Annotated in this window: 12 protein-coding genes; 6 read left to right on the top strand and 6 right to left on the bottom strand. The window is 65.1% G+C overall.

Going from position 1 to position 10,013, the window contains the following annotated elements; genetic code table 11:
- Nucleotides 1–924, top strand: a 924-nt coding sequence (locus EN780_RS18905; RefSeq protein WP_128274976.1) for a TIGR01620 family protein, incomplete at its 5' end; no start/stop codon positions are given.
- 89 nt (nucleotides 925–1,013) lie between these two features.
- On the top strand, nucleotides 1,014–1,565 hold the full coding sequence (locus EN780_RS18900; RefSeq protein WP_127286309.1) for a hypothetical protein: 552 nt from the start codon (nucleotides 1,014–1,016) through the stop codon (nucleotides 1,563–1,565).
- 70 nt (nucleotides 1,566–1,635) lie between these two features.
- Here the strand turns inward: EN780_RS18900 and EN780_RS18895 are convergent, their stop codons facing one another.
- The 3 genes from EN780_RS18895 to EN780_RS18885 form a co-directional block, all read right to left on the bottom strand.
- Nucleotides 1,636–1,902 carry a hypothetical protein gene (locus tag EN780_RS18895; protein ID WP_126054776.1) on the bottom strand — a complete coding sequence of 89 codons (267 nt, stop codon included), beginning with the start codon at nucleotides 1,900–1,902 and terminating at the stop codon, nucleotides 1,636–1,638.
- A 177-nt stretch (nucleotides 1,903–2,079) separates the two neighbouring features.
- On the bottom strand, nucleotides 2,080–3,288 hold the full coding sequence (locus tag EN780_RS18890) for an MFS transporter (RefSeq protein ID WP_128274975.1): 1,209 nt from the start codon (nucleotides 3,286–3,288) through the stop codon (nucleotides 2,080–2,082).
- Nucleotides 3,289–3,348: 60 nt separating this feature from the next.
- Entirely contained in the window at nucleotides 3,349–4,338 is a 990-nt protein-coding gene (locus EN780_RS18885; protein WP_127286307.1) for an AraC family transcriptional regulator, read from the bottom strand.
- A gap of 160 nt (nucleotides 4,339–4,498) precedes the next feature.
- Here EN780_RS18885 and EN780_RS18880 point away from each other — a divergent pair, with 160 nt between their 5' ends.
- Together EN780_RS18880 and EN780_RS18875 are read left to right on the top strand one after the other, a co-directional pair.
- Nucleotides 4,499–6,337, top strand: coding sequence for a monovalent cation:proton antiporter-2 (CPA2) family protein (locus EN780_RS18880; protein ID WP_128274974.1), 1,839 nt, complete (start codon nucleotides 4,499–4,501; stop codon nucleotides 6,335–6,337).
- On the top strand, nucleotides 6,338–6,886 hold the full coding sequence (locus tag EN780_RS18875; protein ID WP_128274973.1) for a DUF924 family protein: 549 nt from the start codon (nucleotides 6,338–6,340) through the stop codon (nucleotides 6,884–6,886).
- A 34-nt stretch (nucleotides 6,887–6,920) separates the two neighbouring features.
- Here the strand turns inward: EN780_RS18875 and folK are convergent, their stop codons facing one another.
- Genes folK through folP form a run of 3 tightly spaced genes read right to left on the bottom strand, consistent with a single transcriptional unit; the run spans nucleotide 6,921 to nucleotide 8,631 of the window.
- The gene (gene folK, locus EN780_RS18870; RefSeq protein WP_127393000.1) at nucleotides 6,921–7,433 is read right to left on the bottom strand and encodes a 2-amino-4-hydroxy-6-hydroxymethyldihydropteridine diphosphokinase; all 513 of its coding nucleotides are present in this window, start codon (nucleotides 7,431–7,433) and stop codon (nucleotides 6,921–6,923) included.
- Nucleotides 7,417–7,776, bottom strand: coding sequence for a dihydroneopterin aldolase (gene folB, locus EN780_RS18865; RefSeq protein ID WP_127286302.1), 360 nt, complete (start codon nucleotides 7,774–7,776; stop codon nucleotides 7,417–7,419). Before folB ends, folK begins: the two co-directional genes overlap by 17 nt.
- A 3-nt stretch (nucleotides 7,777–7,779) precedes the next feature.
- Complete coding sequence (gene folP, locus EN780_RS18860; RefSeq protein WP_127392999.1) at nucleotides 7,780–8,631, bottom strand: dihydropteroate synthase; 852 nt, start codon at nucleotides 8,629–8,631, stop codon at nucleotides 7,780–7,782.
- 85 nt (nucleotides 8,632–8,716) lie between these two features.
- Between folP and EN780_RS18855 the strand changes: the two genes are divergently transcribed.
- Nucleotides 8,717–9,337 (top strand): DUF922 domain-containing protein, encoded by a 621-nt coding sequence (locus tag EN780_RS18855; protein WP_128274972.1) that lies wholly within the window; start codon nucleotides 8,717–8,719, stop codon nucleotides 9,335–9,337.
- A gap of 236 nt (nucleotides 9,338–9,573) precedes the next feature.
- A partial coding sequence (locus tag EN780_RS18850; RefSeq protein WP_128274971.1) for an MFS transporter occupies nucleotides 9,574–10,013 on the top strand: 440 nt, incomplete at its 3' end.

The following is a 10,013-nucleotide window of genomic DNA, read 5'->3' as shown; positions in this document are numbered from 1 at the left end:
CCCGACATCGTTGCAGCCGAACCGCCGCCGGCGACCGCGCCGCGCAGCCGTTCCCTGCTCGCCCGCCTGTTCTTCGGTGCCGTGGGCGTGCTGGTTTCGCTGGCGGTCGGCCTATGGACGGACCAGCTCATCCGCGACCTGTTCGAACGCGCCGAATGGCTGGGCTGGCTGGCCGCCGGCATGGCGGCGATCGCGGTGCTGGCGCTGGTAGCCATCCTGGTGCGCGAATTCCTGGCGATTGCCCGCCTGGCCGAGGTCGAAAAACTGCAGCGGCGGGCGCTCGACGCGGTCGCCCGCGACGACCCGAAGGCGGCGCGGTCCGTTGTCGACGAGCTTTCAGCCTTCGTCGCCGCCAAGCCGGAGACCGCGGCCGGCAGGCGCGCGCTCGCCGAACTGCGCGGCGAGATCATCGACGGTGGCAATCTGGTGCGGCTCGCCGAGGCCGAGATCCTCGGCCCGCTCGATGCCCGCGCCAGGGCGATGATCCTCGAAGCGGCAAAGCGCGTGTCGCTGGTGACCGCGGTCAGCCCGCGCGCCCTCGTCGATGTCGCCTACGTGGTGTTCGAGGCCGGGCGACTCATCCGCCGCCTGTCGGAGCTCTATGGCGGCCGGCCGGGCACGCTTGGCTTCTTCCGGCTGGCGCGCAGCGTTCTTGCGCATCTGGCGGTGACCGGCTCGATCGCCGTCGGCGACAGTTTCGTGCAGCAGATCGTCGGCCATGGGCTTGCCGCGAGGCTTTCGGCGAAGCTTGGCGAGGGCGTCGTCAACGGCATGATGACGGCACGAATCGGCATAGCGGCGATGGAAACGGCGCGGCCCCTGCCCTTTATCGCCGCCAGGCGGCCTGGACTGAGCGATTTCCTCTCCGCGCTGACATCGTTCGCGGCCAGGAAAGATGGCGAAACTTCGGCCCCCGGCAAGTAATCGGCGCCGCCAAGTGACGAAGCATTAACCAATCTTGTTCATGGTCTGACACGTCTAGCAAACAGCGTTCTTGCTGCCGGGTGTCGTCTATGAAAAGTGTAAATCTGTACAGCGTCCTGCCTCTTGCGGTCGCGGTTGTGGCACCTTTGGCCCTTGCCGGAAAAGCGCTTGGAGCCGAACCCGACAAGCAGTTCTTCCGGTCGGTCGAGGGCAAGTGGGTCGGTCCGGGCGAAATCGTCGCCGGCAAGTATAAGGGCACGAAATTCACCTGCAATTTCAATGGTACGACGCCCGACGGCAAGACAGGCATGACGCTCGACGGCGATTGCCGCGTCGGCGTGTTCACGCAGAAGATGTCCGCTACCGTCGAACGCAAGGGTCGCGACTACAAGGGCAACTTCATGGGTGGATCGTCCGGAAACGGGCTCGACATCATCGGCGGCAATGTCGTCGACGCCCAGAAGGTCGTCTTCACCATCAACCGCAATCAATTGAACGGCGTCATGCAGGCGCGCATCCCCGACGACAATTCGATGACGGTGACGGTCGCCGTGCGCGTGAACAAACAGCTGGTGCCGGTGATCGGCATGAGCCTGAAGCGGGTAGACACCGTCGAAGTCGGCTCGATCGCGCCGAACTGAGATCCACTACTCCGCAAGAAAAAAGGCGGCGGCCCCAGGCCACCGCCTCGATCGTTTTCGATTTGGACGCTCAGCCCTTGATGGCGGCCGTCACTTCGTCATAGGCCTTGCAGGCCTCGGCCAAGGTCGAGGCGTCCTTGTACTTGTCCGTCACAGCCTGGACCTTGGCCGACAGGTCGGCTGCCTTGGACGGATCCTTGGTGATGGCTTCCTGCAGCGCGGCAGTCATGTCCTGCGCCTTCTTGGTCGCCATTTCGGCGGTGCACTCAGGCGCCTTCGAGCAGGCCGAACCGGCAAGCGCCGCAACACCCACGGCGACGAGCAAAAACTTCTTCATGTCAGTCATCTCCTCAAAAAAGGCAGCGGTGGTCGCTACCTCCCAATGGCCGAAGCCGAGCGTCCCTTAGCCGTCGATTGTGGCAACACGCAACGCGTGCATCACGTAAACTTGTGTAACGCGGCTGCAACATCGCGGCGGCCCGGAGCCTGGCCGCCACGATGGTCGACGCAGGGTTCAGCTGCGAGGCTGTAGCTGCGCCAGCAGAGCCGTCGATGCGGCAAGGATGGCAGTAAGCGTCAGGGGCGCCGTAGCGCCGTAATTGTCCACGACATAGCCACCGACAACCGCGCCAATGGTGATGGCGACCTGGAAAGAGACGACCATCAGGCTGCCCGCCGCTTCCAGCGCGTCAGGTGCCGCACGCGACAGATTAGTCGGCAGCACCACCGGCCCCATGCCGAACGCCAAGCCCCAAAGCGTAACGAAGCCGAAGGCAGCGCCGATGTGCACACCCCAAAGCACCAATGCTAGCGCCGCAAACGCCATCAACGCAGCGGTGATCACGAGCGCCGTGCGGATATTGGCATCGGCCAAGCGGCCGCCGGCAATGTTTCCGACCACTGCGGCGATGCCAAATCCAAGCAGCGCGAGCGCTATCGGCCCGGTCGCAAGCAGCGTCACGTGTTCGAGGAAGGGGCGCACATAGACTGAGCCGGCGAAATGCCCGGTCATGAGCAAGACAATGGCAAGCATGCCGAGTTGAATGCCACGCCGCCGTGTCAGCCGAAATACGTCGGCAAGGCTATTGCTTGCACTTGCAGGCAAGGTCGGCAGGCTGAGAAACTGCAGCAGCATGGCAACCAGCGCCAGCCCCGCTGTCATCGCCATGGCGCTGCGCCATCCCAGCCAGTCGCTGATCAGCGCTCCCATCGAGGGTGCGGCAATGGTGGCGAGCGAGACGCCAAGAGTGACGATAGCCATGCCTCGACCTGTCGCGTTGGCGCCAACCAGCCTTGCCACGACGGCAACCGAAAGCGCCCAGAACGCGCTGAGCGCGATGCCGAGCCCGGCTCTGCCAAGCAACAGCAGCCAGAAATTGGGCGCCAGCGCCGCAAGAATATTGGAAGCGACCGCCAGGGCCATGAGGCCAATCAGCACCGTCTTGCGGTTCAATCGGCCGATGAGAACATTGCTCAGCATGGCCGTCACGGCGCCGACCGAAGCGGTGGCGGTGACGACCTGTCCGGCCGTTCCCTCGCTGATGCCGAGATCGCGCGCCATCGGCGTCAATAGACCGGCCGGCAGGAATTCGGCGGACACCAGGGCAAAGCTGGTGGCCGCCAGTGAAATGACCGCGAACCAGGTGGCTGCGCCCCACGCGGTTGGCGCATCGGCATCAAGGCCGATCGCTGCGTCTTCAAGCTGTAATGTTGTGTCAGTCACGGAAGAATCTCCAAAAATTGGAGATCTTAGATAGGCAAGTCCGCCCGGATGATATGTACCTTAGAATCCGAAATTCATATCTATTCGTCCGGGATTTGTGCGACGCACAACGCCCGGCGAAACATTGGTGATGCGTTTGAACGCGCGAGCGAAGGATGCCTCGGAATCGTAGCCCAAACGGGTAGCGACTTCGGCAACCGACAAGCCGTTCTGGCCCAGCAATTCGCGGGCAAGCTGCATACGCATGCGGGCGAGATAGTGTGCGGCGCCTTCCCCCAGGACAGCGCTGAAGCGCTCGGCGAAAATCGAGCGCGATTGGCCTGCCACGCTCGCCAAGCTTCCCAGCGTCCAGTTATGGCCGGGGTCGCGGTGCATGGCTGCCAGAGCGCGGCCGATATGCGGGTCGCGGATGGCTGCGAGCCAACCGGTGGTCGACGCGCCGTTGCAATTGACCCAGCAGCGGATGAGCCGGGCCGTTAGCAAGTCCGCCATACGCGACAGGATCGTGGCGCTGCCCATCTGCGGTTGCGCGGCCTCCACCGTCATGGCCGCCAGCAGAGGACCGACGACAGGGTCATTCCCAGCCACGTCGCAACCCTTGATGACAGGCGGCATCAACGTAATCAATGGGTTGAGCGCACAGGAGCCCAAGGCCATGGAGCCGCAGAAAAGAGTGCTCGTCGCGCCCGTTCCCTGCCGAACCACTTCGCAGACATTGCCGCCCAGCTTGATTACCTGGCAACCTTCGAGCGAGCCGCCTTCAACGTCCGGCGCGCTCGCCAGCCGGTGGGCGATGCCTTGCGGCAGCAAGACCAGATCGCCATTGCGCAACTCCTGCCAGCCCTGCGCTTCGGTGTGAATCCAGCATGGACCCTGGCCGACAAAATGAAACCGCAGCAGCTGTTGTTTCGGAAAGTCTATGCTCCACGGATGCCGGAGCTCGCAACGGCCGTAGTTGACGCCACTCAAGCGAAAGTCCTGCAGAACTTCGCTGAGCGCATCCATCGGAATATGCGTCGGCGAAGACGGGCGGGACGAATGGTCAAGCATTTACCAGATATAGATGCCGATCGTCCGACAGGCAAGCGGAGACCATTGTTCCACCAGAGGAATCGCGTCAACGGCACCTGCCCGTCCTGGTAGGTTTCCCACCCTTGCCTCTGGCTCCAACTGCATGCAAGGAGTGCTGCTGAACACAGGGACAAGAGGCATGGCGGCAGAAGCATCGGGCAGCGATCTTATCCAGGTGGTGGCGCTGCTCGCGGCCGGCGTGGTCGCGGTCCCGATCTTCAAGCGCATGGGGCTCGGCTCCATCCTCGGCTATCTCGCCGCAGGCGTCGTCATCGGCCCGTTCGGCCTCGGAATCTTCTCCGAATCGGAAGCCATCCTCCACGTCGCCGAACTCGGTGTCGTCATGTTCCTGTTCATCATCGGACTGGAGATGCAGCCGTCGCGACTCTGGGGCCTGCGCCGCGAGATCTTCGGCCTTGGCGCGCTGCAGGTCGGCGTCTGCGCGGCGCTGCTCACCAGCGTCGGGCTCGCCGGCGGCTTTCCGATCGCGCAGTCCTTCGTCGCCGGCGCCGGCTTCGTCCTGACCTCGACGGCGATCGTCATGCAGTTGCTTGAGGAGCGCGGCGAGATCGCCACGCCCAAGGGCCAGCGAATCGTCTCGATCCTGCTGCTGGAGGACCTGGCGATCGTGCCGTTGCTGGCGCTGATAGCCTTCCTGGCGCCGGGCGGCGCCGAGACCAGCCTGTCGCAGCGGCTGACCGAGGTCGGCATCGGCCTTGCCGCGATCGTTGGCCTGGTGGTGGCGGGGCGTTATCTGCTCAATCCGTTCTTCCGCATCCTGGCCGAGGCCCGCGCCCGCGAGGTGATGACGGCAGCGGCGCTGCTGGTGGTGCTGGGATCGGCGCTCGCCATGCAGCTTTCGGGCCTGTCGATGGCGATGGGCGCGTTCCTCGCCGGCGTGCTGCTTTCCGAATCGACCTTCCGCCATCAGCTCGAGGCCGACATCGAACCGTTCCGCGGCATCCTGCTCGGCCTGTTCTTCCTCGCCGTCGGCATGTCGCTCGACCTGCACGTCGTGGTCGCGAACTGGCGGCTGGTCGCCATCTATGTCGTCGCCTACATGGTGATGAAGGCGCTCGGCATCTACGTCGTCGCCCGCATGCTGAAGACCGGTCATCGCGAGGCGCTGGAACGCGCCGTGTTCATGGCGCAAGGCGGCGAATTCGCCTTCGTGCTCTATTCGGCGGCGGCGGCGGTCGGCATCATCGACGGCCAGGCCAACGCGACGCTGACGGCGATCGTCATCATCTCCATGGTGCTGACGCCGCTCGCCATCATCGCGCTGCGCTATGTGACGCCGCGCGACGAGCAGTCGCTCGACGGCGTCGACGTCGCCGAAGGCCTTTCCGGCAGCGTGCTCATCATCGGCTTCGGCCGCTTCGGCCAGATCGCCTCCCAGCCGCTGCTGCTGCGCGGCATCGATGTCTCGATCATCGACAACGAGGTCGAGATGATCCAGGCGGCGGCCGATTTCGGCTTCAAGGTCTATTACGGCGACGGCACGCGGCTGGATATCCTGCACGCAGCCGGCGCCGGGCGGGCGCGCGCAGTCCTGATCTGCGTCGACAAGCCGGAAGCCGCGGTGCGCATCGCGCAGTTGATCAAGGCCGAATTCCCGCTGGTGACGATCCTGGCCCGTGCCTTCGACCGCGGCACTGCCTTGCAGCTCATCCGCGCCGGCGTCGACTACCAGCTGCGCGAGACCTTCGAATCGGCATTGGTCTTCGGCGGCTCGGCGCTCGAAGCGCTGGGCGTCGACCCGGAAGACGTCGCCGAGGTGATCGAGGATTTCCGCCGTCGCGACACCGCCCGCTTCGAGATGCAACTGGCCGAAGGCGTGCGCGCCGGCCAGCGCTTCCTGAAGGGCAATATCGGCACGCCGATCCCAACGCCGCTGACGCCGCCGCGCCGCACCGGCCAGGCGCTCAACGAGGAGACCGCCGGCGTGCTAAGCAAATCCGAGCCTGCGGAGGAATAGATGGCTGAACTGGACAAACGGGCGCTCACCGTCACCGCATTCTGGCGTGAGGCCGGCGAGGACGCCTGGTTCGAGAAGAACGACGCCTTCGACGCGGATTTCCGATCCCGTTTCCTCGACCTGCACTACGCCGCCGCCCGGCGCGAGTGCGACGACTGGTGCCAACACGCCGACGGTTCGCTGGCGCTGATGGTCCTGCTCGATCAGTTTCCGCGCAACTGCTTTCGCGGCACCGGCCACATGTACGCAACCGATTCGCTGGCGCGCCATTTCGCCGGCAAGGCGATCGCCGCCGGCCATGACCTGGCGCTGGAAGAAGATATTCGCTTCTTCCTCTATCTGCCGTTCGAGCATTCGGAGCTGCTTGTCGACCAGGCGCGGTCGGTGGAGCTCACCTCCACCAGCGCCCAGGCCTACCTGAAATATGCGGTCGAGCACCGCGACATCATCCAGCGCTTCGGCCGCTTCCCGCACCGCAACCGGATGCTCGGCCGCGAGACGACGCCGGAGGAACAGGCCTTCCTCGACGGCGGCGGATTTTCCGGCTGATTTCAGCCGGATTGCAGGCGTCGGTCGGCAGTTCCTAAGCCAGCCACCAATCCCGACCCGACGGCAGGCGCTCGATACCGGACGCATCGACCGCGCCGAGGCGTTCCGACACGCTCTTGCCGCCGATGGCAAGCTCCGGCGCGATCTCGGCCAGGGGCGCGAGCACGAAAGCACGCTCCAGCATGCGCGGATGCGGCACTTCCAGACCGGTCTCGTGGATGATGCGGTCGCCGAACACCAATATGTCGATGTCGATCAGCCGCGGCCCCCAGCGTTCCTCGCGCACCCGCTTCAGCCGACGCTCCGCATCGAGGCAAAGATCGAGCAGTTCGCGCGGCGCAAGCCCGGTCGCGATCGTGGCGGCGGCATTGAGGAAATCGGGCTGGTCGAGCTTGCCCCAGGGCGGCGTGCGGTAGAGCGAGGAGACCGCGACGACGCTGGTCTTGTCGTCGCCATCCAGAAGGCGCAGCGCGGCCGCCATCGACTTGGCGGGATCGCCGAGATTGCCGCCAAGGCTGAGGTAGACCGTGTTATTCGGGCCAGACAACGGTCACCTCGACATGGTCGAGCACGCCTGGCACCGGCGCGTTGGGCTTGCGCACGGTGATCTCGGCCCGCTTGATCTGCGGAAACCGCGCCGTCAGCGCCTTCGCCACTTCCAGTGCGAGCGCCTCGATCAGGAAACGCCGGTGCCCGGTGACGATCTTCTCGATCACCGTGAAGGCGACGCCATAGTTGACGGTGTCCTCGATCGAATCCTCGACGAGCGCCCGGCCCGGCTCGACGGTCAGCGCAGCGTCGACATAAAAACGCTGGCCGAGCGTCTCCTCCTCGTCCAGCACGCCGTGCCGGGCAAAGAAGGCGCAGTTCTTCATGCGGATGACATACATGGCTCAGCGTCCGGACGGGTCGGTTTCACGCGCCAGCATAGCATCGGCCAGCGCCAGCGCATCCACGTTGATTGCGACATCGTGGACGCGAAATAGATGCGCGCCTTTCAATCTCAAAATGACGCTGGTGGCCGCCGTTCCGGCGCCGCGCTCGGCGGCGTCCCGCCCGGTCACGGCGCCGATGAAGCGCTTTCGCGAAGTTCCGGCCATCAATGGGTGGCCCAGCGCCTGAAGCTCGGTAAACCGCGCCATCAGGTCGAGGTTCTCCTCGGCCGTTTCCTTGGCGAAGCCGAAGCCGGGATCAAGCACGATCTGATCGTCGGCGACGCCGCTGGCCCGCGCGATCTCCAGCGACTTGCGGAGAAAGAAAAGCTGGTCGTCGATGACGTCAGGCAGCTTCTGCCTGCCACGTCCCGTGTGCATGATGACGAGGCCGGCGCCGGTTTCGGCGGCGACGCGTGCAATGCCCGGCTCGCGCTGCAGGCCCCAGACATCGTTGACGATATGCGCGCCGGCGGCGACGGCCAGGCGCGCGGTGTCCTCGCGATAGGTGTCGACCGAGATCAGCGCCTCGCCGGAACCGGCGAGCGCCTCGATGACCGGCAGGACACGCGCCTGCTCTTCCTCGCCGGTCACGGCGGAGGCGCCTGGCCTGGTCGACTCGCCACCGACATCGATGACGGCAGCGCCCTCCTCAACCATGCGGCGCGCCTGGGCGAGCGCGGTGTCGCGCGCGGCGAACAGCCCGCCATCGGAAAAACTGTCCGGCGTGACGTTGAGGATGCCGACGACGACTGCCTTGCCGCCAAGGTCGAGATGGCGTCCATGCGCCAGCTGCCATCGCCTCGTCGTCATTGTCCGTCAACCATCTTGTGATCCGCTGGAAATCAAATCCGTTGCGCCGAGAGCGGCCGTAAAGCAAGGTGGCCGAAGAGGCAACATGATGAAACGTTCGCTTACCTGCGCCCTGGTTCTCGCGTTGACCGCCCTGCCCGCCGGCGCGGCCAATCTGGTCAAGACCTACAGCTACTTCGCCATTGGCGGCCGCACGCTGGACGACATCGAGACCCAGCTTTCCAAGCACGGCCCGCAGGTGAAGAGCACCGGCTCGCGGCACCCGGGCGCGACGCAGATGGCGTTCACCACCCGCGTCAGCTATGCGGAAAGCCCGGGTTCCTGCCGGGTCGCCGACGCCATTGTGACTGTAAGGGTCAAGGTGATTCTTCCGGAATGGCGCAGTTCGCGCAAGGCCGATGCCGACGTGAAGCTGTTCTGGAACACGCTGTCGGCCGACATCAAGCGGCACGAGGAACGCCATGTCGAGATCGCCAAGAACCACGCCAGGCAGCTGGAGGACGCGCTGAAGGCGAGCTATCCGCAAAAGACCTGCGCCGAAGTCAAGGCGAGAGCCGTGCAGATCACCGCGGCCGAGCTCGCAAGGCACGACCAGGACCAGGTGCGGTTCGACCGCGTCGAGAGCGTCAACTTCGAAAGCCGCATCCTGCGGCTGCTGCGCTACCGGCTCGAGCGCATCGAGACCGGCCAGCTGCCGCCCGCCTGATTTCGCCGGCACCAGGGCGCCCATGGCGCAAGCCAAATTCGCCGAAGCGTAGTGCCAGGCGGCAAAAACTTTCGAGCCCCCGTCGAAATCGGCCTATATGGAACGACATATGTCAGGTTCGCAAAGGCGGAACCTGAAAGGCACGACAACCAATCGACGCGGCGGCTGCGTCGTCGCACCGGCCGAGCCGGCCGCCTCCCTCAGAGGCGCGCGCAAGCCCACGAGAGAACGAGACCATGGATCAGGCTGTCGACAAGCCGGCGACAATTGCAGCGACGTCGCCGCTGACGGAGAGCGAGAAGAACGCCATCATCGGCGGCGTGCTGTTGTCGATGCTGCTGGCGGCGCTCGACCAGACCATCGTCGCCCCGGCCATGCCGACGATGGCGCGTCTGCTCGGCCATGCCGAATATCTGCCGTGGATTGTCACCGCCTATCTGCTCACCGCAACGGCGATGGCGCCGCTCTATGGCAAGATCTCCGATGTCTATGGCCGCCGGCCAACCCTCTACGCGGCTATCCTGATCTTTCTCGCCGGATCGCTGGTCAGCGCCATCGCGCCCAACATGCTGGTGCTTATCGTCGGACGCGCTATCCAGGGCGCCGGCGGCGGCGGCTTGTTCGCACTGGCCCAGACGGTGATCGGTGACCTCGTGCCGCCGCCGGCGCCCTGGAT

It is taken from the genome of Mesorhizobium sp. M4B.F.Ca.ET.089.01.1.1 (assembly GCF_004022605.1).
In the GTDB taxonomy this organism is placed as follows: domain Bacteria; phylum Pseudomonadota; class Alphaproteobacteria; order Rhizobiales; family Rhizobiaceae; genus Mesorhizobium; species Mesorhizobium abyssinicae.
Note: the sequence above shows the minus strand (reverse complement) of the source record. Positions and strands in the feature narration are given on the sequence as shown.

Coding starts and splice junctions, on each gene's coding strand:
- EN780_RS18900 (WP_127286309.1), top strand. CDS start 1,014: ATGAAAAGTGTAAATCTGTACAGCGTCCTGCCTCTTGCGGTCGCGGTT.
- EN780_RS18895 (WP_126054776.1), bottom strand. CDS start 1,902: ATGAAGAAGTTTTTGCTCGTCGCCGTGGGTGTTGCGGCGCTTGCCGGT.
- EN780_RS18885 (WP_127286307.1), bottom strand. CDS start 4,338: ATGCTTGACCATTCGTCCCGCCCGTCTTCGCCGACGCATATTCCGATG.
- EN780_RS18880 (WP_128274974.1), top strand. CDS start 4,499: ATGGCGGCAGAAGCATCGGGCAGCGATCTTATCCAGGTGGTGGCGCTG.
- EN780_RS18875 (WP_128274973.1), top strand. CDS start 6,338: ATGGCTGAACTGGACAAACGGGCGCTCACCGTCACCGCATTCTGGCGT.
- folB (WP_127286302.1), bottom strand. CDS start 7,776: ATGTATGTCATCCGCATGAAGAACTGCGCCTTCTTTGCCCGGCACGGC.
- folP (WP_127392999.1), bottom strand. CDS start 8,631: ATGACGACGAGGCGATGGCAGCTGGCGCATGGACGCCATCTCGACCTT.
- EN780_RS18855 (WP_128274972.1), top strand. CDS start 8,717: ATGATGAAACGTTCGCTTACCTGCGCCCTGGTTCTCGCGTTGACCGCC.